Raw genomic sequence first — 26,693 nt, 5'->3', positions numbered from 1 at the left:
AAACAACCATCAATCAAAAAAGGAAGAAGCCCTGCACTATTCAGCAGGGCTTTTTTTATTGACCCTTGTCAACAAAAAAGCACCTATCAAAAAGAAAACACCCAAAAAGATGGCCGCATTTCTCATACTGCCCGTGAATTGAGCCACAAAGCCGTATAGAAAGGTACCGATAACGATGCCTATCTTTTCAGATACATCGTAAAAACTAAAAAAGGAAGTGGTATCAGTGGTAGCTGGCAAAAACTTCGAATAGGTCGAACGCGATAAGGCCTGAATACCTCCCATCACTATCCCCACCAATCCAGCGGCGATGTAAAAATCCATGGGGGTTTGTAAAAAGTAGGCATAGATGCACAGTAACAACCAAAATATATTGATAACGATCAAGGTCTTGATGTTTCCAAAGGCCTTTGAAGCCCTGGCCGTTGCCGTAGCCCCAAAAATGGCCACTAGCTGTATCACCAAGATACTGATGATCAACCCTGTAGTGCGTTCGCTGTCTGTTCCCCAGTTGATTTCCTCTTCCCCAAAATAGGTAGCGATCAGCATAATGGTCTGAACCGCCATACTATATACAAAAAAGGCCCCCAAATAGCGTTTCAGCCGGGTTTCCTCTCCCAACTGCCTCCAGACGCTCTGTAACTCCAAAAAACCGTTTAGGATAATATTTTTTCGTTCACCCTCTCTTTTATACCCCTTGGGCAAGTGATGAAATGTGTACTGGCTGAACAACATCCACCAGATACCTACCGAAACAAATGAATATTTCATGGCCTTGATTTCGGCTGCTTCGCCCCCACTATCACTTATACCAAAAACCTCGGGTCTCATGACCATGGCCAAATTGAACAACAACAGAATGACACTTCCGATATATCCCATTGAAAATCCTTTGGCACTGATACCGTCTTGTTGTTCGGGAAAGGCAATATCGGGCAAATAAGAGTTATTGATGGCAAAACTGACCCAGAAGCCCACCAATCCGAAGAAATAGCAGATGAGTCCAAAATAAATGTTCTCCAACGAAAACCAATACAGTCCGATACATGAGATTGCGCCCAGATAACAAAAGAATTTCAAGAATATCTTTTTATTGCCCAAATAATCGGCAATGCCCGATATCAAGGGTGTGACCAAGGCGATGAACACGAAGGCCGCTGAGGTCACATAGCTGATTAGGGGTGCACGGGCTATCTCGCCCCCAAAAACCGATACTTTTTCGATTTCGGCCATCCTGAACAGGGCACCATAAAAAATGGGAAATATGGCAGAGGCAATTACCAAACTGTAAACCGAGTTGGCCCAATCGTAGAATGCCCAAGCATTCAACAATTTTTTGTTGCCTTTCATCGCAAGCACTTTCACCATGTCTTAAAAATATAAAAAGCCGTCAGATATAGACGACTTTTATTCAAATGATCTGTGTTTTATCTCATTTGAAGCTTGTTACGCCAAACTTGGCCGCTTCTTGCTTGGCCAAAGGTGCCCAAGCGGTCAAATTCTGGATTCTGGTATCGCTTGATGGGTGTGTACTCAAAAACTCTGGCGGTGCCTGGCTTGCATTCGCTTTCATACGTTTCCATAGTTCAGCCGCCTCATCAGGATTGTACCCTGCAATGGCCATAATCTGAATACCGATACGGTCGGCCTCTGTTTCATGGCTTCGGCTAAAGGGTAGCATTACACCTACGGTCGATCCAATGCCATAGGCTTGATTGAACGTATTGCGCTTTTGTGGGTCTTTGATGGCCACATTGCCCGCTACGGCACCAAGCTGCTGTAACATGCCCGCACTCATTCGTTGTGCCCCATGGTCGGCAAGGGCGTGTGCAACCTCATGCCCCATGACCACGGCCACACCGGTCTCATCTTGGCATATGGGCAAAATACCCGTATAAAAAACAATCTTTCCACCGGGCATGCACCATGCATTGATGGTCTCATCTTTTACCAAGTTATATTCCCATTTATAGTCTTTCAAATAACCTGGATAACCATTGGCATCCAACCATCGCTCAGCAGCTGTTGCGATACGCTGCCCTACATTGGTGATCATTTTTGCCTCAGTAGTGCCCTCTACAACATTGTTCTCGGTCAAAAACTGGTCATATTGTGCAAAAGCCATGGGGAAAATTTGGCTGTTCGGATAAAAATTCAATGTTTTTTTGCCTGTAAACGGGTTGGTCTTACATGCAACAACTGCCAAAAACAGTGTCAACGCCAAAATTAATCTTCTCATAATGTCAGTGTTTATAATGGGAAAAGTACAAAAAAATCAAGCTCCTGTAAGATGCAGTTCTGTAAAATTTTTACTGATTTCAATACTATTGCCCCCATTCAACTTCACCGATTTTAAATCTACGTTTTCGTTGTCGAGCTCGATTGTCTTAATTTTAAAGGGAAGCCCGTGAAAATGTAATTTGAACGTCTCATACGACGTTATAAAACTGCCATCTTTGAACTGTTGAATGATCAGTTCTTTCGGCTTGCCCTTGAGCCTAAACTTTCTTAAGCTGTACCTACCCTTTTTATAATCATAACCTTCTTGTTGGTCTTCGTACACGATTGAATTCTCTGCGCCCTCTTTATAGTACACATCGAGCTTCAATTCCGTCAATTCTTTCTCGCCAACATACTGTTGTACAGGATACTTCGGAATGATGGCGCCCTCTTTGATAAACATCGGAATCTTATCTATTCCGGCGGCCACCCACTTCTCTACCCCGCCTTCAACTATCTCTTCAGTCCAATAATTATACCATTTTCCCTTGGGAATGTACATTCGTCTACCTTGGGCGTTGGGTTCTTGGATCGGGCACACCAGTAATTGTTCGCCAAATAGAAATTCATCTGTCCTGAAATGGGTCTGGGTATCTTCTTGATCGTAGAACACCAACGATTTCAGCATCGGAAGTCCTTCGTTCACATACCTGTAGAACATGGTATAGAGGTACGGCAAGAGCTCATAGCGCAATTCGATGAACTTTCTGACGATATCGGTTATCTCATCACCGAACGACCATGGTTCTTGATCACCATGATCACCACTAGAGTGCACACGACAAAAAGGGTGAAAGACCCCAAGTTGGATCCACCTAACAAAAAGTTCTCCGTTCGGTTGTTCGGCAAAACCACCTATATCAGAGCCCACAAATGAGTAGCCGCTCATACACATACGCTGGGCCTGCACATTGGCGATCCAAAGGTGTTCCCAAGTTGCGACATTATCGCCTGTCCAGGTAGCACAATAGCGCTGGGTGCCCGAGTATGCGGCACGTGTGAGTACAAATGGGCGCTTCGGAAAAGTAAACTTCTTCAGCCCTTTGAATGTCGCCCTGGCCATTTGCATGCCATATACATTATGTGCTTTTCGATGGCTACAACGATGCCCATCGTAATCATGGCGTACATCTAGATTTGCTGTTTTAGTGGGCACATCCATTATGGCAGGTTCGTTCATATCGTTCCAGACCCCGTGCACCCCAATGTCAGCAATCATTTCTTTATATAGACCTGCCCACCATTCACGAACTTCGGGCTTTGTAAAATCAGGGAATTTACACTCGCCGGGCCAGACCTTGCCCTTGAAATGGGGGCCATCGGCCCGTTTGCAGAAATAATCGTTCTCCATCGCCTCTTGATAGACCCAATAATCTCGGTCGATCTTTAGGCCGGGATCGATCATCGTTACTGTCTTGAACCCTATTTCTTCGAGATCGTCGACCAATTTCTTTGGATTGGGAAAGCGGCGGTTATCCCAAGTGAAGCAACGAAACCCATCCATATAATCGATATCCAAATAAATCGCATCACAAGGAATCTTTAGCTTTCTAAAGGTAGAAGTGATCTGTTTGACCTTTTTCTCTGGATAGTAGCTCCATTTTGACTGATGAAAACCCAATGCCCATAAAGGTGGCAGTTCTGGCACGCCGGTCAAATCGGTATAGGCCCCAACAACCTTTGATATTTCAGGGCCGTAGAAGAAATAATAGTTCATCTCACCCCCATCTGCCCAAAAACTGGTCACATTTCTGCGCTCATGGGCAAAATCAAAATAGGTGCTGAATGAATTGTCGAAAAAGACACCATAGGCCACATCGTTGTGAAGGCCAACGTAGAAAGGTATGGCTTTGTACAAAGGTTCTTGATCTTTACCATAGGCATATGAATCAGTTACCCAGTTGTTGACCCTTTTTCCTTTGAGATTGGTATGCGATGCCTTGTCACCAAGACCATAAAAACTTTCTGAAGATTGGGTCACTTTGCTCATCTTAACGATGTTGCCACCGTAGTCAAAGTTTTCTTCCCAATGAAAACCTGTCTCGTCTTCAGCGATGACCAAGCCTTCCAAATCGGTGATCTGGGTCTTTAAATTGCCTTTGTCGATATATATCTTGACTTTTGAAGTGGTGATGATATATTCCTGTTTTTCATCCTCAACCTCCAAAACATTGTAGCCTATGCTCACATCATTACTGATGGCATATGAGAAATCAGGTTCGAACACGTGCTCTGTGGCATATCTGAACCGTATGGCGCTATCACGAAGTACCGTAATCTCTAAAATGACCCCATTTTTGGTCGTGAAGTAAAGCTTCTCGTTCTCTTGTTTGAAGTCAACAATCTCATTCGGAAACTGATTGCCTTTCCTTTCAATTTCAGTGGTGGTGATCATTTTTGGCTAATTAGACCCACAAAAGAAGTACATTACCGTGAGAACTAAAAATGATATTTTTCACAAATTGTGCACTATATCGTTGTAGTAGAATCATTTATACACCAATACCCCCAAAGGTGGCAAGGTCATTTGAACAGATTTCTTGTGACCATGCCATGCCGTATCAGAAGGCTTAAGCGTCTTTTTGCCCATACCACTGCCTCCATACTTTTTGTCATCACTATTGAAAACAAGTTTTAATTGAGTTGATTTGGGAGTGCCGACCCTATAATCTTCGCGCGGCACCGGAGTGAAATTACAAGCGATAATAAGATCGTTCTTCGGGTCATGGCCTTTTCTGATATAGGTCAAGACCGAATTCCCGCCATCACCGTAATCTATCCACTGAAACCCATCGGCGCTGAACTGTTTTTCATGCAGGGCCGGGTACTTTTTGTACAAGGCGTTCAAATCTTTCATCAACTCTTGAATACCCGAATGGAAATCGTATTGGGTCAAATGCCAATCAAGGCTCTGCTGAAAATTCCACTCAGAGGTTTGACCGAATTCACCACCCATAAAAATTAGGTTGGCACCAGGATGCGTGAACATATAGCCAAACAATAGGCGGAGGTTGGCGAAACGCTGCCATTCATCGCCGGGCATGCGGTATATCAACGATTGTTTGCCATACACCACTTCATCATGCGAGAAAGGAAGCATGAAGTTTTCGGTAAAGGCATAGGTCAGACTAAACGTGATATCGTTCTGGTGGTGCCTACGGTAAATTGGTTCTTTTTTGAAGTACTCGAGCGTATCATGCATCCAGCCCATCATCCATTTCATGCCAAAGCCGAGTCCCCCATAATGTACGGGTTTTGAAACACCTGAGAAAGCTGTTGATTCTTCAGCTATGGTTTGAATTCCCTCAAAGCGCTTGTACACTTCCTCGTTGAGTTCCCTCAAAAATGACATGGCCTCAAGGTTTTCGTTATTGCCGTACATATTGGGCTCCCATTCACCATCTTCACGCGAATAATCCAAATATAGCATAGACGCCACGGCATCGACCCTCAGCCCGTCAACATGGTATCGATCCAACCAAAAAATGGCATTGCTGATCAAAAAGGCCCGTACCTCGTTTCTTCCGTAGTTGAAAATCAGACTCTTCCAATCAGGGTGATAGCCCCTTCTTCTATCAGGATGCTCGTACAGATGCGACCCATCAAAAAAACCAAGCCCATGGGCATCTTCAGGAAAATGTGAGGGCACCCAGTCTAGAATGACCCCAATGTCATTTTGGTGCAGTTTGTCGACCAGCAACTTAAAATGCTCAGGTTCTCCAAACCGCGATGTCGGCGCATAATATCCGGTCAATTGATAACCCCATGAAGGATCAAATGGGTATTCCATAACGGGCATGAACTCAACATGGGTGAAGCCCATTTCCTTTACATAATCGACCAATTCTTTTGCCAATTCTTTATAGGAGAGAAACTCATTGTCAGCCTTGCGCTTCCATGAGCCCAAGTGCACTTCATAGACCGAGAAGGGTTTGTCCAATCCATTTTTATCTTTTCGATACCCCATCCAATCCTTATCCTTCCATTTGTAATCATCATCCCAAACGATGGAAGCCGTTTTGGGCGGTTGTTCACAATAGCGTGCAAAAGGGTCGGCCTTTTCTGTCTTGATATCGTTGTTGTGCGAATGTATCTTGTATTTGTATTTCGAGCCCTTGCCCACACCGGGTATAAATCCTTCCCAAATGCCGCTTTCATCCCATCGTACATACAATTGATGGTCACCCTCGATCCAATAGTTGAAATCTCCCACCACTGAGACCGATTTGGCCGTTGGTGCCCATACCGCAAAATAAGTACCCTTTTCACCATCGACCTCAATAAGGTGCGAGCCCAGTTTTTCGAATAGTCGATAGTGTTTGCCCCCTTTGAACAGATCAATATCGAATTCAGTAAAAAGACTATGTGGTTTTACGTTGGCCATATATATTGTTTTTGTTAGTTGGTTTCATTGATTATACCCATTATGCCCTCAAGTGGAATTACCGCCCACAATGGTCGTGAATTCATTTCATAGCCCAGTTCATAGACCGCTTTTTCGAGCATACAGTATTTTAAGATAAAGGTTCGCTCTTGTGAGTAACCGATGTTCAGGTTGTTTTCTTGAATCAGGTTCAAATAGCTATCATAGAACACTGCGATGAAATAGCGATACAAAATTTCGCCTGCCTTGAACAAGTCTTCTTGGGAATACGGAAAATCGTCACCATCATTGAAAATGGTAGAATAGATGGCATAGTGAAACGACCTGAACATGCCGGCCACATCTTTCAATGGGGGCTGTTTCACCTTACGATCGCGAATCGTGCTCTCGGGCTCTCCTTCAAAATCCAAAAGATAGAAGTCATCATCTTTTACCAATACCTGGCCGAGGTGATAATCTCCATGAATGCGAATACGTTCTCCCTTGAATTTCGTCCAATCAAAATTTACAAAACGCTTTCTGATATCATTCTTTCTCTCTAAAAACTCTTTTGCCAGTTCTAAAGAAAGTCCATCAAGTCGATGAATATTGTTCTCGACAACGTTCAAGCGGTTTTGAAATTGGTAGAGCAACCTGTTTTTAAGCCACACTTCATAGTCACCGTTGAAATGGTTGGGATGAAAGGCCGTATCGCCAAATTCTGACCCCAAAGCTATATGCATCTCGGCGGTTCGCTGCGCCAACCGTTGCAGCATCAAAAACACATGAAGGCCGGCCCAGTCAATAATCTCAGGAGGTACATCTTTGATACCCAAACGGGCGAACATTGCCACTTGGGGCAGTCTGGCAATGTTTATGCGTTTATATTCCAGATTGTGGAAGACCATTTTGAGCTGCTGTTTGAAATAGGCCCAGGCATCGCCTTCGTTAGCAACCAATTTTTGCATCAGTGCGATCGTGATGTTGGCGCCATCTGAATCGACCACATTTATACTGCCCAGATAGGCTGGTGTGTTTTGAAAACCTTTGACCTCAGATAGAAAGCGGCTCATCTCGTAATCGGGGTTCTTATCGGCATAAATTCTTCTGAAAAACTTGATGACCGAATTGTCGTTGATGATTATGGAAGTGTTGCTCTGCTCCAGTCCCATAAAACGTGACGATCTATACTCGGTATCGGTGAAATGTGAGCTTTTGTGGTACTGTACCTTAGTGGTATCGATCGGATCGGCCCTCATGATCCGTTCAAATACTAATTTTCTGAATGCCTCAAGATTCAATGCATCGATAATGAAACCGTTCTGGCCTTTCATGCAGATGGGCAGAATACGGTCTTTCTCGGCAAAGCTTTCATCTGAAACAAAGGCAATGGGCAAGAAGTAGTGTTGGTAAAAGGCTTCCTCAAAATTTACCTGTAGCAATAGTCCGTAATAGACTTCCTCGTTCTGTTGGATCTTAAAATACTCTTGTAGTTCGATGTACTTCAGCTTGCTCGATTTGCCACCGTACCATCGTTGCTGTACCACATATTTTTCCAATACATCTGAAAGAAAGACCTTGATGAACCCATCGTTCTCGATAAGTTCTTCCCATACCACATCAAATTCATAGGGAGGTTGCAATAAAGTGTCCTTCTCTTTTTTTGCCATATAACTATCTGTTTATTTGGAAAATATGAAATGGAACGTCTGTATGCAGTTCAACAAAATTCCATTCATCATACCATGTGTACTCATTAGACGTAATCATATCTTTCAGTTGAACGCCCTGACCGATATTGATGCCCAGTTCGTGCAACGGGAGCTGTAGATGACCCTGTTGCGTATTGTGGGAATCGAGATTGATGACCATAAGGGTCTCATCGGTTTTGGCATCGTTCCACTTATAGAAAGCTATAAGATAATCATTTTCGATGTGACAAAAACGAATATTATTGGTCTGCTGTAATGATTCGTGGTCTTTGCGAATTTGATTGATACGAGAGATAAGATGGGTGACCTTATTCTCGATAGACCAATCCCAATGGCGTACTTCATATTTTTCGCAATCTTTATATTCTTCTTTGTTGGGCAATGGCTCAGTGACCATATACTCGAAAACAGGCCCATAAATACCGATATTGCCGCTCAATGTGGCCGCCAGTGCATAACGTATTAGATGCATGGCCTCATTGGCCCCCTGTAAATGGTAGGGATTGATATCAGGTGTGTTTGGCCAAAAATTGGAGCGATAATATTCTTTCATTTCCGTTTGGGTAAGTTCGACCACATACTCGATCAATTCATGTTTACTGACCCGCCAGGTGAAATAGGTATAAGACTGTGAAAAGCCTTGTTTGGCCAATTGCTGCATCACTTTTGGCCTCGAAAAAGCCTCTGCCAAAAACAATACATCTGGATGGTTCTTCTTGATCTGGGCAATGAGCCAGTGCCAAAAATAGTACGGTTTGGTATGTGGGTTATCGACCCGAAATATAGATACTCCTCTATCGACCCAATACTGTACGATATCTAACAATTCATCCCACAAAGCCTTATAAGCAGTCGTTTCGTAATAAAAATTGACGATATCTTGATATTTCTTCGGGGGATTTTCAGCATATTGTATCGTGCCATCGGGGCGCTTTCTGAACCATTCAGGGTGTTCTTGGATGTATGGATGGTCAGGAGCCGCCTGAAAAGCAATATCCAAGGCGACTTCAATATTCATTTTTTTGGCTTTCTTCACCAAATCGACAAAATCTTTCTCGGTACCCAACTCAGGATGTACCGATTTGTGCCCCCCATGCCGTGAACCGATTGCCCAAGGCACCCCAGAATCACCCTCATGGGCATTTACGGTATTGTTCTTGCCTTTTCGATTTTTCTCACCGATCGGATGGATCGGCGGAAAATAAAGTGTGTCAAACCCCATTTTGGCAATACGTGGCAACAATCGCTCACAATCTTTAAAGGTGCCATGTTTATTGGGTTCGGAGGAAGATGAACGTGGAAAAAACTCATACCAGGTACTGAAGTTTGCTTTTTTCCTGTCTACATACACTTGAAGCTTTTTGCTCTCATTGGCCAAAATACGTTGGGGATATTGCGAAAAAAGATGATGCAGCTCTTCAGAATTGGCCACCGAGATAGCTTCTTCATAGCGACTTTCATCTTCAAAAAGCGATAGCCAGCCCATTATGATCTCTTTTTGTTTTGCCGTAACGTTCCCCTTAAGAAATTTTAGGTATTGAACGCCATCCAGTAATTCACTCTTGATATGTTGCCCATCTTTTAATTTGGCGTCGACACCGTGTTGCCAGTTCAAGGCGTAATCGATCCATCCGCGAACGCAATAGTCATATAGCCCCTGTTTGTCGACGGTAAAGGTCTCGAAATACACATCTTGTCCTTGGTGCTGCATGCGAACCGTTGACCATTTTTTATCCTTTTCATGCTTAAACAGAATTTCGGCCTGTACCACATCGTGCCCATCGGGTACGATATCGGCATATACGGTCACGGATTCACCGACGACCCTTTTGATAAAAAATTCGCCACATTGCAATTGGGGCGAAACATTTTCGATAACTACCCTTTCTTGTTTTCTTTCCATAGATTTTGGATGGTTTTCCTAAAAATATGAATATAGCACAAACCTACATACCGATCATAATTCAACACCCATATTTTTTTTGGAACGCTTTTTGATTTATCAATATAAATTATAGTAAAACCATGTCAAATCAAAATCAAAAGTTATGAGTTCGATAAAAACTATTTTCGGTATCATCTTGGCCTTATTGGTAATCTCGTGTGAAGGTCCGCAAGGCCCTCCAGGCTTTGACGGGCGCGATGGCATTGACGGTCAAGATGGTGTCAATATTCTTGGCCAAGTACTCGAAATTCAAGGTACTTTTTCGGCCGAAAACAATTACAGCATATTATATGAGTTTCCCCAAAATGTAGAAGTCTTTGAAGCAGATGTGGTTTTGGTGTATCTGCTTTTTGACCAGACCGAAGATAGTAATGGCGAACTAGTCGATATTTGGCGTTTGTTGCCCCAAACCCGAATATTGGACCAAGGTTTGCTGCAATACAATTACGATCATACCTTTTTGGACGTGAACATTTTCTTAGAGGCCGATTTTGACCTTACTACCCTGCTACCGGGCGATACCGATAATCAGGTGTTCAGAATCGCGGTCGTACCGGCCGAGTTTGCTTCTGACCCTTCGTTAGACCTTTCAAATCTTGAGTCGGTTATGGGAAGAATGGAAATCTCGTCGAATGAGATTCAACAAATAGAGTTGGATTAGGTATTCAAATCACTTAAAAGAAACCCGAAACAACTTTGGTTTCGGGTTTCTTTTTTACCGATTTTTATGATGGTAGGTGCGAAAGTATTTTGTGTTCTTCTCGTCTAAACGGAAAAATATATTGAAATGCTGAAAAAGATTGCTTTAGTCGCTCTTCTTGTTTTCTCGGGATGCAAGGGAACTTCCCAAGAAGAAAAAGAGACCGATGCCGAAAATAAAACATTTGCCATTAACAAGACCGATGCCGAGTGGCGTACCGAACTGACCGATATGGAGTATTATATACTTCGTAGGGCAGCCACGGAAAACCCTTTCACCAGTGATTTATTGGATAACAAAGAAAAAGGCACCTATGTATGTGCAGGATGCAGCACTCCCCTGTTCAAAAGCGAAACCAAATTCGATTCTGGCACCGGATGGCCCAGTTTTTATAAGGAAATTGAAGGCAATGTCGCCTACGATGTGGATTATAAAATTGGTTATGCCCGTACCGAAGAGCACTGCGCTACCTGCGGCGGTCATCTAGGACACGTATTTGATGATGGCCCGGCACCCACGGGCAAACGACACTGTATCAATGGAGCTGCCTTGGATTTTGTACCGGATAGTGACTAATCAATATGGCAATGCCTAAAACAATACTGACCTGAAAATGAAAAACAAATATGCCGTCAACAAGACGGAAGCTGAATGGAGAAAAGAGCTCTCACCAGAAGAATATAGGGTGTTGCGGCAAAAAGGGACCGAATACCCCCATACCGGCGAATATAATCTACATTTTGAGAATGGTGATTATCATTGCAAAGCCTGTAATGCCAAACTTTTTGAAAGCGAACACAAATTTGAAAGTGGTTGTGGCTGGCCTTCTTTTGACCAAGCAATCGAGGGGGCAATCGAGTACATTCGAGATACTTCACATGGCATGATCCGTACTGAAACCGTCTGCGCCAACTGTGGTAGCCACTTAGGGCATGTTTTTGATGACGGCCCACAGCAGACAACAGGGCAACGTTACTGTATCAATTCAGTGAGCATTGAATTTGACCCAAAAGAGAACACATGAGCCTTTCACGCCACTATCTTGAAAATGTAAGATTTGAGTTCGAGCGCTATAAAACAATGGGCGAGAAGACATTCAAACAACTTTCGCCACAAGAGTTGCACTGGCGACCCAGCGAAAATGACAATAGTATAGCGATTATTGCAAAACATTTGGCAGGCAACATGCTCAGCCGATGGACGAACTTCTTGACCGAAGATGGCGAAAAACCTTGGCGCCATCGAGATACAGAATTTGAAGACCCTCCCAATACCAAAGAAGAACTGATGCTTGTTTGGGAGAAAGGCTGGCAATGCCTTTTTCAAGCAATTGAGGCCGTCAACGAATCAAATTTTGATGCGAACATCAAAATACGGGGCAAAAAGCACTCGATCGTTCAAGCTTTCAATCGCCAGTTGGCACACTATGCAAGCCATGTCGGACAAATTGTTATGCTGGGTAAAATGATAAAAGGTAGCGCGTGGACCTCATTATCCATACCAAAGGGTCAATCAGAAGCCTTCAACAAAAATCTTTTCGGAAAAACATCTTCCTAAGTTTTCAAATTCGAGGTTCAGGGTTCAAGGTTTTTATAGTTCATAATTCTGCATTCATCATTCTAAATTCATACATACTTCGCGTTTCGCACTTGGTATTTGGCATCTGAATTCCGTACTTTTGCACCTGCCTGACAAAGGGCAGGTTTCCATTGTAGCAACTTAAATCGAACACCATGAGTAAATTTGATGTCATTGTTTTGGGAAGTGGTCCCGGAGGTTATGTTACCGCCATACGTGCTTCGCAATTGGGCCTTAAGACAGCCATTGTTGAGAAAGAAAGTCTTGGGGGCGTATGTCTGAACTGGGGCTGTATACCTACAAAGGCATTGCTCAAATCGGCACAGGTTTTTGAATATTTGAAACATGCCGAAGATTATGGTCTGAGTGCCAAAAAAGTCGAGCATGATTTTGATGCAGTGGTCAAACGTAGTCGAAATGTTGCCGATGGCATGAGCAAAGGTGTTCAGTTTTTAATGAAAAAGAACAAAATCGAGGTGTTGAACGGCTTTGGCAAGTTACTTCCGGGCAAAAAAGTCGTGGTCAAGGGCGAGCATGGCGAACCTGCCGAATATTCTGCCGATCATATCATCATTGCCACAGGCGCAAGAAGCCGTGAATTGCCCAGCCTTCCGCAAGATGGAAAAAAGGTAATCGGTTACCGTGAGGCCATGACCTTGGAAAATCAACCCAAAAAAATGATCGTGGTAGGTAGTGGGGCCATCGGCGTTGAATTTGCCTATTTCTACCACACCATGGGCACCGAAGTAACCGTGGTAGAGTTTCTTCCGAACATCGTTCCGGTAGAGGATGAGGATATTTCAAAACAATTGGAGCGCAGCTTCAAGAAATCGGGCATCAAAATCATGACCTCATCAGAGGTGACCAAAGTTGATACTTCGGGCGATGGCGTAAAAGCCACTGTCAAAACCCCAAAAGGTGAGAAAGTATTGGAAGCCGATGTCGTTCTTTCTGCCGTTGGAATCAAAACGAACATCGAAAATATAGGATTGGAAGACGTTGGCATTGCCGTTGACCGTGATAAGATATTGGTGAATGATTACTATCAGACCAATATTCCGGGGTATTATGCCATTGGAGATGTTACCCCTGGCCAAGCGCTTGCACATGTTGCTTCAGCCGAAGGTATTCTTTGTGTCGAAAAAATCGCTGGCATGCACGTTGAACCCTTAGATTATGGTAACATTCCCGGCTGTACCTATTGTATGCCCGAAGTGGCCTCGGTGGGCATGACAGAAAAACAAGCGAAAGAACAGAATTACGATATCAAAGTGGGCAAGTTTCCGTTTTCTGCAAGCGGAAAAGCCAAGGCGGCGGGCAACTCTGATGGTTTTGTAAAGGTCATCTTCGATGCCAAATATGGTGAATGGTTAGGTTGTCATATGATCGGGGCCGGGGTCACCGATATGATCGCAGAAGCAGTGGTAGCCCGTAAATTGGAAACTACGGGCCATGAAGTGCTGAAAGCTGTTCACCCCCACCCTACCATGAGCGAAGCGGTCATGGAAGCCGTGGCAGATGCCTATGACGAAGTCATTCACCTATAAACCCACGAGATTTTGTTAAAGCTTTTTAGGGCAACTGCCATTCTTGAAGGAGTTTCATACTTGCTGTTATTTGCCCTGACCATGCCACTTAAGTATTGGGCCGACATCACCGAACCCAACAAGGTTGTTGGCTATGTACATGGCTTTCTCTTTATCGCCTATGTTGTTGTCTGCATGGTTTTTGTGCGTGAACGAAAATGGGGGTTCAGAAAAGCGTTTGTGCTTCTGGTCGCCTCGCTCTTACCATTCGGAACATTCTATGCGTATAAGAAGTACCTCAAAGGTCTGGATCAATCTTCTTGAAAGGTGTAAATGGCACCATCAAAAGCACAGAAATACAGTTCATTTTGGGCGTCAACCCCGAAGGAAGCTATGTTCAATCCGGTATTGAACAACAGTTCATTGTCATTTCCATCTAGGGAAAGTGACCATATACGGCCACTGATGAAATCGGCATAGACGTATTTGCCCTGTAATGAGGGTATGGCATTGCCCCGATAAACAAAACCTCCGGTAACCGATCTGTCGCCAGCATCGTGACCATACTCAAAAACCGGCGGTATCAAACCTGTGTCATCACAATCACCAGAAAAGCAGAAAGTACCTTCAAAAAGTTTCCATCCGTAGTTTCCGCCTGATTCGATGAGGTTTATTTCTTCGCGATCTCCTTGCCCAACATCGCCTGTCCATAGGCTTCCGGTTTGGCTGTCAAAACTCATCCGCCAAGGGTTTCGAAGGCCATAGGCAAAGATTTCTCCACGTATGCCATTCTCACCCACAAATGGGTTATCCGTAGGAATTGCGTAATCCAATCCTCCAGAAGTGTTGTCCACATCAATCCGCAGAATGGCCCCTAACAGATTTGATCGGGTTTGGGCATTGTTCTGGGGGTCTCCTCCAGAACCGCCATCACCAGAGGCTATATAAAGATAACCATCTGGCCCAAAGGCAAGCTGTCCGCCATTATGGTTGGTGAAGGGTTGCTGAGTTTCCAACAACACCAATTCTGAATTGGGGTCGGCACTATTTTGATCAGCGAACGAGACCTGAAAACGCGAAGTCACCGATAAGGTTTCCGATGGTGTATAGTTCACATAAAAATAGCCATTTGATGCAAAATCAGGATGAAAAGCAAGTCCTAACAGCCCTTGCTCATTGGCATCTGTATTTATTTCGTTGCTGATATCCAAAAAGGTACCGGCCTCGGTGACCATTGGATCATTTTGAAACACCTTGATCGTCCCTGCCTGTTCGACAACAAACACACGGCCACTACCATCATTTGCAATTTGAAAATCAACGGGGCGCTGAAAACTTAAATTAGAAAAAGCACTGATAAATGAGAGACTTATGTCACCGTTGCCATCATCTTGGGCATCATCGGTCATCGTATTGTCACCATTCGAATCATCACAAGAAAACAGTAAAAAAATCAATATAGCAAAGTGGGCAAAATAAGGTTTCATAGCAGGGGATTTTCATAAAAATACGGAAAAACTGCCCCTACAGATGGTCTGATCGACCTCTATTCGATGAAATACCTGCTTGGTTTACTCTAAAAAACTCTGTATGGCCAGATCATAACTTTGAAGGCCAAAGCCCAGAATTACGCCCTTGGCAGCTGGCGAAATATAGGAAATATGACGAAAATCTTCGCGTGAAAAGGTATTGGAGATATGTACCTCGACCACAGGCGCTTCAATAGCCTTGACCGCATCGCCGATACCTACCGAGGTATGGGTATATGCAGCTGCGTTCAACACAATACCATCATATGAAAAACCTACTTCTTGCAACTTGCCGATCAACTCGCCCTCAACATTTGATTGAAAATACTCAAGTTGAACCTCTTTAAACTTAAACTGAAGTTTCGAGAAATAGTCATCAAAGGTGGTGTCACCATATACTTCAGGTTCACGTTTGCCCAGAAGGTTCAGATTGGGTCCGTTGATGATGATAATTTTCATGGTGTTAAATGTACCAATAATTTCAACGCATAAAAAAACGGGGGCATGCCCCGTCTTTTTATCGGTTATCTTTAAACGATCATAAAAAAATTGTAAATCCTACGAAGGCTTGAAAAATGCTATCTGCATCGGCCTCATCTAAAGTCAGGTTGTAGCGAAGACCAGGTTCAAGGGCTACCATATCACCTAAGAAAACGGCATAGCCTCCTTGAAAGCCTATCCAATTGGCCCCATTACCATCAAAAGAAAGACCGGTAAAATCCATACCCAATGGAATTTGACCGTTCAAGTAATACTTGCCCCCTACTTTGTAAACCAAGATACCATCTGAAAAATCTCCTGGATCGTTGTAGCCAATGCCCGCTTTAACGGCTAAGTTTTCGGTCACAAAATAACCCCCGTCAATACCTGCCGACCAAGATGTGTTACCATCACTCGAGGTCAATGAAAATGAGGTATTCCCAGTTGAGAAAGAACCGGTATTCACTTCAAGAAACCATGAACCTTCTGAAGTTTGACCTGAATTACCGTTTTGGGCATTTACCATGACAGCCGTGCCAAATAAACCCAACACTACCAAAATCACTTTTTTCATACTATACGTTTTATGCTTTTTTAATTGGCATCAAATGTAATGGTACTTGCCACTCATTTGCAATGTTTGTTGCAAAAAATGGAAAAAATGATGTACAGGTGAGTTGGTTCAATATAAAATCGCAAAAACAGAAAAGGGAGCGTACGCTCCCTTTTCATGATTTTTATGGATAGTAGAGAATCAGTTAAACCTATATCCGCCACCTATAGTAAGTGTGTTGATATCTACAACATCGCCAAAATCACCTCCTCGTGAAATTTGGATACCATAGCGCGCCTCGACGAACCAATTGCTATCGATCTGAAATCCTCCCCCGAAGGCCAGATCCAGACCGAATTCGCCATCAGGAAGGTCTTCCAATAAGTAATTGATCTGGGGACCTGCTTGAATATTGAACTGCTCAGATATTTTATACTTTGCCATAATAGGAATGTACAATGATGTCAAGTCATCAACAAAACTGAACAATAGAGAAGGCTCTATATCAAATTCATCACTGGCTTCAAAATTGTATCCACCCCCGATAAAAAAGCCCAATTCACTATCGCTGGCATCGAAAAAGCCATCGGTGTCAACGCTTATCGAAACATTGTTGAATCCTGCCTTTGCCGCAAAACCCTCTTGGCCAACAGTGGTGAAAATCATGGTGAAGATCAATAAACCTGTAAGAAATGCTTTTTTCATGTTTAAGATTTTTAATGGTTGCCGTCAAAGGTACAAAACTTAACCATTGAACTAAAAAACACCCACTATAAAAAATGGAAGCCAAGCCCTCATCCATTTCAATTTAAAAGGCCTTTTTATCATCAAAAAATGATTTTTCAAAAAAGGAAAAGAACACCAGCGGTAACGGTATTCCAACTACCGCCATCAAGTTCGACACCTGTATAAGAAAGGGCAAGTTCAGTCGTTCCCGATACCGTCACTGCAACCGTCGGTCGGTAGTAAAGCCCCCCTTCATTGCCTGAGTTGATACCCACCGCATAGCCCACATCGGCCCCAAAGTTAAAACCTTTCGTTGGGTACAATCGAGCAAGTGCCGCCAAAGGCAGAAACTGCACATTGTCAAATTCGGCCTCAATGGTTATAGGACCCTCTGTGACGGTTTCGGTTTTTCCAAAGGCATTGGTAAACCCTGTGGCCACACCTAGGTCAATCAATCTGTTTATACCAACATGATAGGCCAGATCAAGGCCTAGTCCAAAACTGGAAACATCACCGGCATCACCAATGGGCAAAGCGGCATGAAAACCAGCCCTAAAGCTATCTCTATCTACTTGGGCCTGTGCCGCAAAAACAGCTGACAGGCAAACAAAAACAATGGTAATTACTTTTCTCATATGTTTGGTCGTTATTTGGTAAATCAAGATATGAACGTAAAAAACCGTGGAATATTTGAAGATAAGTTGCCTTCATTGCCGCCCTAAGTGGTGAAAAGACCTTGATAAACCCATCTTTGGTTGTCGTATCTTTAGAACATGAAATGGCAGCAAGCCCTTGACGATTACCGACAGTATCTCAAAATTGAACGTGGACTTTCTGTGAACTCCATCAGCAATTATGCCTTGGATATTCAAAAACTCATTGCCTTTCTTGAAGAAAATACTGTTGTCGAAAACCCTATCGAAATTCAAAAAGAAACCCTTCAACGCTTTGTTTATGAGCTTCCAAATCAGGTCAATGCACGGTCACAGGCCCGAATTGTTTCTGGCTTACGCGGTTTTTTTAATTATCTGATGTTTGAGAACTATCGCTCTGACAACCCTATGGATCTGATCGAATCACCAAAAATTGGCCGAAAGTTACCCGATACCCTTTCCACCGAAGAAATAGATCGGCTCATTGCTGCCATCGACTTATCAAAGCCTGAAGGAGAACGCAACCGTGCCATACTTGAAACGCTCTATGGCTGTGGACTTCGTGTCTCTGAATTGATCGGATTGCAACTATCAGACCTTTATTTTGAGGAAGATTTTATCAAAGTGACCGGCAAAGGCGACAAGCAACGCTTTGTACCTATCGGCAATACCACCAAAAAATACATCGACATCTATCGCAAAGAGGTCAGAATACACCAAAAACCCCATGTGGGCCATGAAAATATTCTTTTTTTGAACCGTAGGGGCAGGCAACTTACCCGAGCTATGATTTTTATCATCATCAAACGACTGGCCGAGAAAATCGGGTTGAAGAAAAAAATCAGCCCACATACCTTTCGCCATTCTTTTGCGACCCATCTTTTAGAGCACGGCGCTGACTTAAGGGCAATTCAACAGATGTTGGGCCATGAGAGCATTACGACCACTGAGGTGTATATGCATGTAGATAGAAGCCACTTGGCCAAAGTGGTGAACGAATACCACCCACGCAAATAAAAGAAGCCTTAAAGTTTAAATCTAGAGCCCAACGAAAACCTTCCTTTTGCTTCTGTGTTCTTAAAACCGATTGGAGCAAACGCTGGCCTGTTCAGCAGATAGCTATAATTGGCATTGATCATAATGTTCGGGGCCGCCTTATATTCTAACCCCAAAAGGGCTTCATGCCTTGCCGGATGCCCTGCAAGATCAAGGACGTACGGACTGTTTTGGTCAGGAGAAAAATTCCATTCCGTCAATAACCCACCCACAACAGAAAGGTCTTCCGTCAAACGTTTCCCCATCAATAGTTGAACTTGAAAGACCTCAAAAAGTGGCGTTTTTTGGTGCATGGCCTTTACTATCGCCTCAACATCATTGGTCAAGGAATACCGAACCGAAAAATCACCGAAATCATATCCCTTTCCAAAATCAGGATAGCCAAAGCTTTCAATGGTCACGGTGGCCGGTTTCGGTTCAGTGATCTGGGCGGTCAATTTCGGCAACCCAAACACCAACACTATAAAAAGTAATCTCACAACCTCCATTTGAACCTGAAGATAACAACAAAAGCCCAATTTTTTCAGGTTATTCACTTGGCTTTAACAGAAAAAAATTTTACCGAAAAGGTATTCACCCCATCAGAAAGAATATATTTAACAAACAAAATCGCAAAGCCTCAGGGTTTTATGGAGTTGATACCGCTACCATGAGAACACGATATTTTTTGATATTCTTTTTGGGCATTCTACTTGTTGAGCTTTGGGCATGCGCTAACGAATCAATGGAACCTGTCCGCTATTTTTCGAAACCTTCCATTACGCTATCACTGTTGGTCTTTTTGTTCTTTCAAAAAGAAATGGTACCCAAAACAAGAACATTTTTGGGTTTGGGACTGTTGTTTTCCCTCTTTGGCGATATGTTGCTTTTGTTCGACACATATTCACCCTTTTATTTTATAGGGGGATTGCTGTCTTTTTTGCTGGCCCATCTTATGTATCTTTCGTGTTTTTGGAAAAGGGCCTTGTTTCAAATCAAAAGAACATTCTTTATTGCAAGTCTTTTGGCCATATATGCCCTCGCGATTTTATATTTCATCTTGCCCAATGTGGGTGACCTGTTACCCTATATCATCGTTTACATGACCGTGTTACTGTTGCTGGTATTGGTAGGCTTCTTAAGAAAATCACATACCAATACGGCCAGTTATCGGTTATTTCTTTTCGGCGCTTTATTTTTTATGGTCTCTGACTCGCTATTGGCCCTAAACAAGTTCTATGAGCCTTTTGGGTTGGCATCGGTAATAATCATGTTCACCTATGCCTTGGCACAGTTGCTGATTGTTTTGGGAGGAATCTCAAAGTTCAAAAACCTCAGGTTCTGAGCTGCTTTTTATAGGGGCGTATGATCAGTCGTGCCTCACGATCAAAACGCACATAGTTGTACACCCAATTAATGAAGACCACTACTCTATTTCGGAAACCGATCAAAAAGTAAAGATGCACGAACATCCAAACGAACCACGCAAATACACCCTGAAATTTAAATCTTGGTAGATCACACACTGCCTTGTTGCGCCCAATGGTGGCCATATTGCCCTTATCACGATATACAAAGGGCTTCATGGGTTTGTTCTGCATCAGACGAACCAAATTGCGCCCAAGTAGTTCACCTTGCTGAATGGCGGGTTGTGCCATCATCGGATGCCCCATAGGAAAGGCTTCTGTCTCCATATAGGCCACATCGCCGATAGCAAAAATAGAGTCAAATCCTTCAACTTGGTTAAACCTATTGACTTTCAAACGGTTGCCCCGAGTCACAAATTCTTCTGCATCCAACCCTTTTAGGGAAACTGCTTGTACGCCCGCGGCCCAAATCAACGTGGCGGTTTCAAAACTCGTTTCGGTATCTGTAGTGACCAATTTGCCATCGTATCCCATGACCCGAATATCTTTCCAAACATGAACGCCCAGTTTTTCAAGAAAATCCTCTGCCTTTTTTGAAGCGATCTCACTCATGGCAGGTAAGATTCTATCGCCTCCCTGTACAAGGTTTATCTGTGCCCTTCGGGTATCAAGATCGGGATAATCTTTTGGTAAGATTCCCTTTTTGATTTCAGCCAATGCACCGGCCAATTCAACACCTGTGGGACCCCCACCGACAATCACAAAATTCATCAGGGCCTCTCGCTCATGGTAATCGTCGGTCAGTAGCGCTTGCTCAAAATTTTGCAGGATCAGGCTACGAAGGTTCAATGACTGTGGAATGGTCTTCATTGCCATACTGTTCTGCTGCAAAGCCTTGTTACCAAAAAAATTGGTCTCTGAGCCTATTGCAATGACCAGATAATCATACTTCAATTCACCGATATTGGTCATCACCAAACGTTTTTCGGTGTTGATTTCATCTACTTCTGCCAATCTAAAGAAAAAATTATCATAGCCCTGAAGTACCTTACGAATCGGATAGGCGATGGAATCAGGTTCAAGACCACCCGTCGATACTTGGTACAACAAGGGTTGAAAGGTATGGTAGTTGTGCTTGTCCATCAACACTACTTGAACCTCTTGCCCAGCCAGTTTTTTGGCCAAAGAAATACCGCCAAAACCACCACCGATGATGACAATTCTAGGATAGCTTGACTGCGGAATGTTCATAGAGAAAATTAAAGTGCAAATGTACACATTCGCTTTCATCGGCACCAAAGCACACCGTCGTTTTAGGTATATTTAAAGCGCAATGGGCAATAGCCAAACATTGACCTTGACTGACATCGGCCTATTTTCTGTGCATGATGTCATCAAAAAACAAAACATGAATTAGATGGGCACAGGGGCACTGATTTCATTCATAAACCGTTGCATGTCGATAGACCGTCAGCCTGAACCATCGAAGAATACTTTGTTGTAACAAAAACCAGATCTTTACTACTAATAGACAAAACAACTACCAACCCGATCAGTGACCAAAGAACTGGAACATCGCTTTGTGACCGAACTTGAGAGCAATCAAAATATTGTTCACAAGGTCTGTAGTCTGTACACCAATGATAGGGATTCTCATAATGACCTTTTTCAAGAAATCACCATTCAATTATGGAAGGCCTATCCAAAATTTCGGGGCGACTCAAAATTCAGTACTTGGATGTATCGTGTGGCCTTGAACACGGCCATTACGCTTTATAGAAAATCAAAACGACGTGTACTGACACAAGATTACGATTCGGTCATCTTTAAAATAAAGGCCAATGAATACGATGATACCGAAGAACGGCAATTGAAACTCATGTACGACGCCATCAAGCAATTGGGCGACATTGACAAGGCCATTGTTTTTCTGTATCTGGAGGATAAAGATTATACTGAAATCTCTGAAACCTTGGGTATCACAGAAGTGAACGCACGTGTGAAGATGAACCGAATCAAAAACAAACTGAGAACCATATTAAATCCGTGAGACTATGATGGATGAACTGGAACTTCTTAAGAAAGACTGGCAAAAAAAGGAAGGTCATCTTCCAAAGTTAACCTACGATGAAATCTATAAAATGCTTCGAAGCAAGTCATCTTCAATCGTGAAATGGATTTTTTACATCAGTATTGTCGAATTCATTTTCTGGATCGCCTTGTTCTTTGTTCCCGTTCAAGGGGGTGAACTGGCTTCTGATGGCGCCAAGGTGTATCAAAACATAGAACTTGGGCTTGAAATTATCAGATATGCGGCCCTGATATATTTTATTTTTAAGTTCTATAAGAACTTTCAAAAAATCACCGTGACAGAATCTGCAAGAACCCTAATGAAGCGTATCATTTCTACAAGAAAGACCGTCATGCAGTATGTATGGTTCAATCTCGGGGTGTTTGCCGTGATGATGGTGGTCGTCTTTATCGAATATGTAAATTATGACCCCAGGGTCGAATTGAAGACCATGATTGCTGAAGCTGATAACAGTATCTTGCTTTGGATAATGGTGAGTTTCGCCTTATTGGTCGCCATTGGTTTTTTCGCTTTTCTTTTGTGGCTCTTTTATCGAATTCTCTATGGAATCCTTTTAAAGCGTCTCAATGAAAATTATAGGGAACTCAAAAAATTAGAGGTCTAACCGCGATGGCTATAGCGCCGCTTTTGGTGGTCAGCTTCATAAGCGGCCAACTCTTCTTCTGGAATCACATGTAGAAATGATGGATGCTGTTCAATGGCATATTCCAATTTTTCGATGATTTCTTCTATTGACTCATTATCGTAATCAATCTCAAGTGGCTCTTTAATCTGCATTGACTGTAGAATACCTTTCTTTTTTATATAGAGCCCCTTTTTATCAAAAGAACGTCGAAAACCGTCGATAACCACAGGAACCACTATGGGTTTATACCGTTTTATGATGTGGGCGGTTCCTTTTCGAAGCGGTTTCCATGGGGTGGTCGTACCCTGCGGAAAAGTAATGACCCAACCATCTTGCAGTGCGGTACCGATATTGGTAATATCGCTCATCTTTACTTGACGGTTCACATCTTTGCCATCGGCACGCCATGTTCGCTCAATGCTGATCGAGCCGGCATAGGCCAAAACCTTGGCCAATATACTTTGCTTCATGGTTTCTTTGGCCGCAACATAGTAGATGTTCAATTTGGGTTTCCAGAGATAACCTATGTTCTTGAGCGTGTCTTCACGACCCGACAAACTGGCATTGAACACATGAAACATGGCCACTACATCGGCAAAATAAGTTTGATGATTACTTACAAAAAGTACGTTTGTGCCGGGCAGGCCTCGAATGATCTCAGAACCTTCGATCTGTAGTTTGTTGAATTGCTTGTATCGCTGATGGGTCATCAGCCCCATAATACGAATCAACCATTTCTTGAAGAAAAGGATGTGTCCGAAGGGGTTTCTTTTAAACAAGGCCATGCAATACTGTTAAGAGGGCTAATTTACAAAATCGCACCTAAAGCACTTTCAGCAAGAGTTCCCGAATCTCGCTCAGCATCATGGCTGTGGCCCCCCAAACCACATAACCATTTAACTTAAAGGCAGGTACGTCGATATTTTGGGCATACGAAGTGCTCAAATTTTGTTGAATTAAATTGGCATCGTTCAGATAATCATCCAATGCCACTTCTACCAAGGCTTCGACCTCACTTTCATCTCGAATGAATGTTTGGGGCTCTTTGCTAAGACCCAAAAATGGGGTAACCATGAAGTTGCTGGGCGGAATATATAATTCGCTCAATTCTCTAATGATCTCTACGCGTTCAGGAGGTAGGCCTACCTCTTCATGGGTTTCCCGAAGGGCGGTCTGCAACAGGTTTTCATCATGTTTCTCCATTTTTCCCCCTGGAAATCCTATTTGATTTGAGTGGACACCTGGGTAGGCATTGCGTAAAATCAAAAGTAAGTGGGTAATTCGTAGTCGATCAGGGTAAAACAGGGCAACAACACCCGCTTTTTTCGGGTTTCGATTCTTGAACCCGTTTGATCTCAACAACTTCCTTCTAACCTCAGGGGCCATTTTATAGTGTGAATCAGGCCCCGGAAGTGGCATATTTTTTATTTTTACTGCCTGCTGATAAAAATCATCAAAATTCATGTTGAACAGAATCGCGCTTTTTACAAGTATAGCACTAATTTTTTTGGTTTCCTGTAAAGAAAATCCTAAAGGGAACACTTCGCCACAACAACAAACGATCGTAGAAAAAGATACCGTCAAACCGGTAGAAAATGTCACGGAAGATAGCAAAACCGAAGAGGAAAGATTTGTGCTGACCGAAGAGAATGCCATCGACTTCTTTTTCAATTATGCCGATACCTTGACACAAGACAAGGTCAAACTAACCACCACCATGGGCAGTTTTACGGTGCAACTCTTCGACAATGTGCCTTACCATAAGGCCAATTTCATCTACTTAACGCGAAAGGGGTATTTTGACAACACCCAATTTCACCGTATCGTAAAAGATTTTATTATTCAGGGAGGAAACTCAGATGACAAGCCGACGGCGAACAAGCGTCGAGAAATTGGTCGCTACTTGTTGCCTCCAGACGGTAAGAAAGGCCATAAGCATCATAGGGGCGTGATTTCAATGCCCAGTAGCGAACGGGATAATCCACATAAATTGGCCTCGCCCTACGAGTTTTTTATTGTGGTGACCAAACCTGGCTCTTATCATTTAGACGGTTCTTACACACCTTTTGGTAGGGTAATTCAGGGGATGGATATAGTCGATGCCATCAATAACGTACCCGTGGGCGATGGAGACTGGCCCTTGCAAAACGTGTATATCTTAAAAGCGGAAATCTTATAGTTTTTTATCCCTATAAATATTCGGAAGTCTGATACCAAACCTTACGGCCAATAACCGGATGCCGATCACGACAATGATGCCCGCTGAATAGGCATAGGCCTCCGGAATGGGAAAAAGCAGCAAGAAAAAGTAAAATGCACCTCCTAAAATACAGGCCGTCGCATAGATCTCCTTTCTAAAAATCACAGGAATCTCGTTACATAGAATATCTCTGATCACCCCTCCAAAACTGGCCGTGATGGTCCCCAATGCAATACAGATAATGGGCAATAATTCGGCCTGGAGCCCCTTTTCGATTCCGACCATGGTATACAGTCCAATACCAATGGTGTCAAACAAGAAAAGTGACTTTCTCAGGTATTTCAACTGATTTGCAAAGATGATGGCCAATACCACAGTTGTCATAATGGTGATTACATAGGTCAAATCGCGCATCCAGACAACCGGTGCGTTGCCGATCAAGAAATCACGTAGTGTACCGCCCCCTATGGCGGTCACGAAAGCTACGATGACCACACCAAAAAGGTCAAGTCGTTTTTCCATGGCGACCAAAACACCTGAAATAGCAAAGGCAATGGTGCCCAAAATATCAATAACCTGGTAGAATGCCATTTACATTTTTTGGGTATAGTGGTTGTAATCTTTCAAAACGGTATCAAGGTAGTCTTTGTCATACAGGTTTGAATTGGTCATCAGTATGCTGTCAACCTTTATTCTCAATGCCTTCAAAGTCTTAAAGTCATTGCTCTTTTTTGCGATGCGATAGGTCTCCTTGATAAGGCGTACATCTTTATCGGTCAATAGCGTTACATTGGTAAATATTGGTTCATACTGGTCTTCCACTTCCTCCAAAATGGTGTGTGAGACCTTCACCTTGTTCTTTGTTGAAATCACCACGGTACCTGCGGCGGCATCACCTAAACGCTGTCGCCTTTCGGTAAACAATATGGTAAGCAAGCCCACTGAACCGAAAAAGAGCCAGATATCGACCAAACGAAGCATCCACCTGACCAAATAATTGCTCCAATGCACCGGGGTTCCATCAAGGCGAACCACCCGCATTTTCAACAACATCTTTCCTACGGTCTGGCCATTGAAAATGCTGTGCATCATAAGGCTGTAGAACATGGCGGGAAGAAATATCAGTCCGACCAAACCGCGCTGTGTCCATCTATCCTCATAAACATAACCTATGGCATCACCGATAACGTTTACCAAAATGGCATAGAGATATAGAATGAAAGCATCGACCAAAAAAGAGATTATACGTTCACCTATGCTGACGATTTTATAATCTAGATTGACATTTTGCGTTGTATTGATTTGAAGGTTGCCCATTAAGCACTACAT

28 protein-coding genes are annotated in these 26,693 nt (G+C 43.2%); 11 read left to right on the top strand and 17 right to left on the bottom strand.

All coding sequences use genetic code 11. The features are described from left to right. Positions 1-36 precede the first annotated feature (36 nt). The 6 genes from L0P89_RS13240 to L0P89_RS13215 all read right to left on the bottom strand — a co-directional run bounded on the left by L0P89_RS13240 (position 37) and on the right by L0P89_RS13215 (position 10,258). A complete protein-coding gene (locus L0P89_RS13240) occupies positions 37-1,368 on the bottom strand; it encodes an MFS transporter (protein WP_235265597.1) in 1,332 nt (443 codons plus the stop codon). A 64-nt stretch (positions 1,369-1,432) separates the two neighbouring features. Next, positions 1,433-2,239 (bottom strand): M48 family metallopeptidase, encoded by an 807-nt coding sequence (locus L0P89_RS13235; protein ID WP_235265596.1) that lies wholly within the window; start codon positions 2,237-2,239, stop codon positions 1,433-1,435. 36 nt (positions 2,240-2,275) lie between these two features. Further along, positions 2,276-4,675 (bottom strand): glycoside hydrolase family 31 protein, encoded by a 2,400-nt coding sequence (locus L0P89_RS13230; RefSeq protein WP_235265595.1) that lies wholly within the window; start codon positions 4,673-4,675, stop codon positions 2,276-2,278. A gap of 93 nt (positions 4,676-4,768) precedes the next feature. Further along, complete coding sequence (gene glgB, locus L0P89_RS13225) at positions 4,769-6,664, bottom strand: 1,4-alpha-glucan branching protein GlgB (protein ID WP_235265594.1); 1,896 nt, start codon at positions 6,662-6,664, stop codon at positions 4,769-4,771. A 14-nt stretch (positions 6,665-6,678) separates the two neighbouring features. Then, a complete protein-coding gene (locus L0P89_RS13220; RefSeq protein WP_235265593.1) occupies positions 6,679-8,313 on the bottom strand; it encodes a trehalose synthase in 1,635 nt (544 codons plus the stop codon). Positions 8,314-8,317: 4 nt separating this feature from the next. Next, positions 8,318-10,258: an alpha-1,4-glucan--maltose-1-phosphate maltosyltransferase gene (locus L0P89_RS13215; RefSeq protein ID WP_235265592.1), complete on the bottom strand. Its 1,941-nt coding sequence runs from the start codon at positions 10,256-10,258 to the stop codon at positions 8,318-8,320. 145 nt (positions 10,259-10,403) lie between these two features. Here L0P89_RS13215 and L0P89_RS13210 point away from each other — a divergent pair, with 145 nt between their 5' ends. The 6 genes from L0P89_RS13210 to L0P89_RS13185 all read left to right on the top strand — a co-directional run bounded on the left by L0P89_RS13210 (position 10,404) and on the right by L0P89_RS13185 (position 14,428). Next, a complete protein-coding gene (locus L0P89_RS13210) occupies positions 10,404-10,961 on the top strand; it encodes a collagen-like protein (protein ID WP_235265591.1) in 558 nt (185 codons plus the stop codon). 126 nt (positions 10,962-11,087) lie between these two features. Next, entirely contained in the window at positions 11,088-11,576 is a 489-nt protein-coding gene (msrB, locus tag L0P89_RS13205; protein WP_235265590.1) for a peptide-methionine (R)-S-oxide reductase MsrB, read from the top strand. A gap of 37 nt (positions 11,577-11,613) precedes the next feature. Next, positions 11,614-12,024: a peptide-methionine (R)-S-oxide reductase MsrB gene (gene msrB, locus L0P89_RS13200; RefSeq protein WP_235265589.1), complete on the top strand. Its 411-nt coding sequence runs from the start codon at positions 11,614-11,616 to the stop codon at positions 12,022-12,024. Then, positions 12,021-12,557, top strand: coding sequence for a DUF1572 family protein (locus L0P89_RS13195; RefSeq protein WP_235265588.1), 537 nt, complete (start codon positions 12,021-12,023; stop codon positions 12,555-12,557). The genes msrB (L0P89_RS13200) and L0P89_RS13195 overlap by 4 nt, the downstream gene beginning before the upstream one ends. Positions 12,558-12,733: 176 nt before the next feature. Continuing rightward, on the top strand, positions 12,734-14,125 hold the full coding sequence (lpdA, locus tag L0P89_RS13190) for a dihydrolipoyl dehydrogenase (protein WP_235265587.1): 1,392 nt from the start codon (positions 12,734-12,736) through the stop codon (positions 14,123-14,125). A 12-nt stretch (positions 14,126-14,137) separates the two neighbouring features. Beyond that, the gene (locus L0P89_RS13185; protein ID WP_235265586.1) at positions 14,138-14,428 is read left to right on the top strand and encodes a DUF3817 domain-containing protein; all 291 of its coding nucleotides are present in this window, start codon (positions 14,138-14,140) and stop codon (positions 14,426-14,428) included. Here L0P89_RS13185 and L0P89_RS13180 read toward each other — a convergent pair. From L0P89_RS13180 to L0P89_RS13160, 5 genes are all read right to left on the bottom strand, one after another. Continuing rightward, positions 14,416-15,591, bottom strand: a complete 1,176-nt coding sequence (locus tag L0P89_RS13180; RefSeq protein ID WP_235265585.1) for a PQQ-dependent sugar dehydrogenase — start codon at positions 15,589-15,591, stop codon at positions 14,416-14,418. The genes L0P89_RS13185 and L0P89_RS13180 overlap by 13 nt on opposite strands. An 84-nt stretch (positions 15,592-15,675) precedes the next feature. Next, positions 15,676-16,092 (bottom strand): type II 3-dehydroquinate dehydratase, encoded by a 417-nt coding sequence (gene aroQ / locus L0P89_RS13175; RefSeq protein ID WP_235265584.1) that lies wholly within the window; start codon positions 16,090-16,092, stop codon positions 15,676-15,678. 79 nt (positions 16,093-16,171) lie between these two features. Beyond that, entirely contained in the window at positions 16,172-16,687 is a 516-nt protein-coding gene (locus tag L0P89_RS13170; RefSeq protein ID WP_235265583.1) for a hypothetical protein, read from the bottom strand. A 180-nt stretch (positions 16,688-16,867) separates the two neighbouring features. Then, entirely contained in the window at positions 16,868-17,371 is a 504-nt protein-coding gene (locus L0P89_RS13165) for an outer membrane beta-barrel protein (RefSeq protein WP_235265582.1), read from the bottom strand. Positions 17,372-17,508: 137 nt separating this feature from the next. After that, on the bottom strand, positions 17,509-18,027 hold the full coding sequence (locus L0P89_RS13160) for a hypothetical protein (RefSeq protein ID WP_235265581.1): 519 nt from the start codon (positions 18,025-18,027) through the stop codon (positions 17,509-17,511). A gap of 138 nt (positions 18,028-18,165) precedes the next feature. Here L0P89_RS13160 and xerD point away from each other — a divergent pair, with 138 nt between their 5' ends. Beyond that, complete coding sequence (gene xerD / locus L0P89_RS13155; protein ID WP_235265580.1) at positions 18,166-19,062, top strand: site-specific tyrosine recombinase XerD; 897 nt, start codon at positions 18,166-18,168, stop codon at positions 19,060-19,062. Between the two features lie 8 nt (positions 19,063-19,070). Here the strand turns inward: xerD and L0P89_RS13150 are convergent, their stop codons facing one another. Continuing rightward, entirely contained in the window at positions 19,071-19,580 is a 510-nt protein-coding gene (locus L0P89_RS13150; RefSeq protein ID WP_235265579.1) for a hypothetical protein, read from the bottom strand. 170 nt (positions 19,581-19,750) lie between these two features. On the opposite strand from L0P89_RS13150, the gene L0P89_RS13145 reads away from it, so the two are divergent. Continuing rightward, positions 19,751-20,425: a lysoplasmalogenase gene (locus L0P89_RS13145; protein WP_235265578.1), complete on the top strand. Its 675-nt coding sequence runs from the start codon at positions 19,751-19,753 to the stop codon at positions 20,423-20,425. Here L0P89_RS13145 and L0P89_RS13140 read toward each other — a convergent pair. Beyond that, a complete protein-coding gene (locus L0P89_RS13140) occupies positions 20,415-21,698 on the bottom strand; it encodes an NAD(P)/FAD-dependent oxidoreductase (RefSeq protein ID WP_235265577.1) in 1,284 nt (427 codons plus the stop codon). The genes L0P89_RS13145 and L0P89_RS13140 overlap by 11 nt on opposite strands. A 304-nt stretch (positions 21,699-22,002) precedes the next feature. On the opposite strand from L0P89_RS13140, the gene L0P89_RS13135 reads away from it, so the two are divergent. Together L0P89_RS13135 and L0P89_RS13130 are read left to right on the top strand one after the other, a co-directional pair. Beyond that, on the top strand, positions 22,003-22,497 hold the full coding sequence (locus L0P89_RS13135; protein ID WP_235265576.1) for an RNA polymerase sigma factor: 495 nt from the start codon (positions 22,003-22,005) through the stop codon (positions 22,495-22,497). Positions 22,498-22,501: 4 nt separating this feature from the next. Next, on the top strand, positions 22,502-23,143 hold the full coding sequence (locus tag L0P89_RS13130) for a hypothetical protein (protein WP_235265575.1): 642 nt from the start codon (positions 22,502-22,504) through the stop codon (positions 23,141-23,143). Here the strand turns inward: L0P89_RS13130 and L0P89_RS13125 are convergent. Both L0P89_RS13125 and L0P89_RS13120 read right to left on the bottom strand, forming a co-directional pair. Beyond that, complete coding sequence (locus L0P89_RS13125) at positions 23,140-23,949, bottom strand: 1-acyl-sn-glycerol-3-phosphate acyltransferase (protein WP_235265574.1); 810 nt, start codon at positions 23,947-23,949, stop codon at positions 23,140-23,142. The genes L0P89_RS13130 and L0P89_RS13125 overlap by 4 nt on opposite strands. Positions 23,950-23,986: 37 nt before the next feature. Beyond that, positions 23,987-24,628 carry a CoA pyrophosphatase gene (locus tag L0P89_RS13120; protein ID WP_235265573.1) on the bottom strand — a complete coding sequence of 214 codons (642 nt, stop codon included), beginning with the start codon at positions 24,626-24,628 and terminating at the stop codon, positions 23,987-23,989. On the opposite strand from L0P89_RS13120, the gene L0P89_RS13115 reads away from it, so the two are divergent. Continuing rightward, complete coding sequence (locus L0P89_RS13115; RefSeq protein ID WP_235265572.1) at positions 24,627-25,343, top strand: peptidylprolyl isomerase; 717 nt, start codon at positions 24,627-24,629, stop codon at positions 25,341-25,343. The two genes, L0P89_RS13120 and L0P89_RS13115, sit on opposite strands and share 2 nt — an antisense overlap. Here L0P89_RS13115 and L0P89_RS13110 read toward each other — a convergent pair. Next, the gene (locus L0P89_RS13110; protein ID WP_235265571.1) at positions 25,338-25,955 is read right to left on the bottom strand and encodes a trimeric intracellular cation channel family protein; all 618 of its coding nucleotides are present in this window, start codon (positions 25,953-25,955) and stop codon (positions 25,338-25,340) included. The genes L0P89_RS13115 and L0P89_RS13110 overlap by 6 nt on opposite strands. After that, positions 25,956-26,681, bottom strand: coding sequence for an RDD family protein (locus L0P89_RS13105; RefSeq protein ID WP_235265570.1), 726 nt, complete (start codon positions 26,679-26,681; stop codon positions 25,956-25,958). Between the last annotated feature and the right edge of the window lie 12 nt (positions 26,682-26,693).

It is taken from the genome of Muricauda sp. SCSIO 65647, assembly GCF_021534965.1.
GTDB lineage: Bacteria > Bacteroidota > Bacteroidia > Flavobacteriales > Flavobacteriaceae > Flagellimonas_A.
This window is presented reverse-complemented; position numbering and strand designations above follow the sequence as displayed.

Excerpts from the sequence above, each read along its gene's own strand:
- L0P89_RS13240 (WP_235265597.1), bottom strand. The coding sequence starts at position 1,368 with ATGGTGAAAGTGCTTGCGATGAAAGGCAACAAAAAATTGTTGAATGCT.
- L0P89_RS13235 (WP_235265596.1), bottom strand. The coding sequence starts at position 2,239 with ATGAGAAGATTAATTTTGGCGTTGACACTGTTTTTGGCAGTTGTTGCA.
- L0P89_RS13230 (WP_235265595.1), bottom strand. The coding sequence starts at position 4,675 with ATGATCACCACCACTGAAATTGAAAGGAAAGGCAATCAGTTTCCGAAT.
- glgB (WP_235265594.1), bottom strand. The coding sequence starts at position 6,664 with ATGGCCAACGTAAAACCACATAGTCTTTTTACTGAATTCGATATTGAT.
- L0P89_RS13220 (WP_235265593.1), bottom strand. The coding sequence starts at position 8,313 with ATGGCAAAAAAAGAGAAGGACACTTTATTGCAACCTCCCTATGAATTT.
- L0P89_RS13215 (WP_235265592.1), bottom strand. The coding sequence starts at position 10,258 with ATGGAAAGAAAACAAGAAAGGGTAGTTATCGAAAATGTTTCGCCCCAA.
- L0P89_RS13210 (WP_235265591.1), top strand. The coding sequence starts at position 10,404 with ATGAGTTCGATAAAAACTATTTTCGGTATCATCTTGGCCTTATTGGTA.
- msrB (WP_235265590.1), top strand. The coding sequence starts at position 11,088 with ATGCTGAAAAAGATTGCTTTAGTCGCTCTTCTTGTTTTCTCGGGATGC.
- msrB (WP_235265589.1), top strand. The coding sequence starts at position 11,614 with ATGAAAAACAAATATGCCGTCAACAAGACGGAAGCTGAATGGAGAAAA.
- L0P89_RS13195 (WP_235265588.1), top strand. The coding sequence starts at position 12,021 with ATGAGCCTTTCACGCCACTATCTTGAAAATGTAAGATTTGAGTTCGAG.
- lpdA (WP_235265587.1), top strand. The coding sequence starts at position 12,734 with ATGAGTAAATTTGATGTCATTGTTTTGGGAAGTGGTCCCGGAGGTTAT.
- L0P89_RS13180 (WP_235265585.1), bottom strand. The coding sequence starts at position 15,591 with ATGAAACCTTATTTTGCCCACTTTGCTATATTGATTTTTTTACTGTTT.
- aroQ (WP_235265584.1), bottom strand. The coding sequence starts at position 16,092 with ATGAAAATTATCATCATCAACGGACCCAATCTGAACCTTCTGGGCAAA.
- L0P89_RS13170 (WP_235265583.1), bottom strand. The coding sequence starts at position 16,687 with ATGAAAAAAGTGATTTTGGTAGTGTTGGGTTTATTTGGCACGGCTGTC.
- L0P89_RS13165 (WP_235265582.1), bottom strand. The coding sequence starts at position 17,371 with ATGAAAAAAGCATTTCTTACAGGTTTATTGATCTTCACCATGATTTTC.
- L0P89_RS13160 (WP_235265581.1), bottom strand. The coding sequence starts at position 18,027 with ATGAGAAAAGTAATTACCATTGTTTTTGTTTGCCTGTCAGCTGTTTTT.
- xerD (WP_235265580.1), top strand. The coding sequence starts at position 18,166 with ATGAAATGGCAGCAAGCCCTTGACGATTACCGACAGTATCTCAAAATT.
- L0P89_RS13145 (WP_235265578.1), top strand. The coding sequence starts at position 19,751 with ATGAGAACACGATATTTTTTGATATTCTTTTTGGGCATTCTACTTGTT.
- L0P89_RS13140 (WP_235265577.1), bottom strand. The coding sequence starts at position 21,698 with ATGAACATTCCGCAGTCAAGCTATCCTAGAATTGTCATCATCGGTGGT.
- L0P89_RS13130 (WP_235265575.1), top strand. The coding sequence starts at position 22,502 with ATGATGGATGAACTGGAACTTCTTAAGAAAGACTGGCAAAAAAAGGAA.
- L0P89_RS13125 (WP_235265574.1), bottom strand. The coding sequence starts at position 23,949 with ATGGCCTTGTTTAAAAGAAACCCCTTCGGACACATCCTTTTCTTCAAG.
- L0P89_RS13115 (WP_235265572.1), top strand. The coding sequence starts at position 24,627 with ATGTTGAACAGAATCGCGCTTTTTACAAGTATAGCACTAATTTTTTTG.
- L0P89_RS13120 (WP_235265573.1), bottom strand. The coding sequence starts at position 24,628 with ATGAATTTTGATGATTTTTATCAGCAGGCAGTAAAAATAAAAAATATG.
- L0P89_RS13110 (WP_235265571.1), bottom strand. The coding sequence starts at position 25,955 with ATGGCATTCTACCAGGTTATTGATATTTTGGGCACCATTGCCTTTGCT.
- L0P89_RS13105 (WP_235265570.1), bottom strand. The coding sequence starts at position 26,681 with ATGGGCAACCTTCAAATCAATACAACGCAAAATGTCAATCTAGATTAT.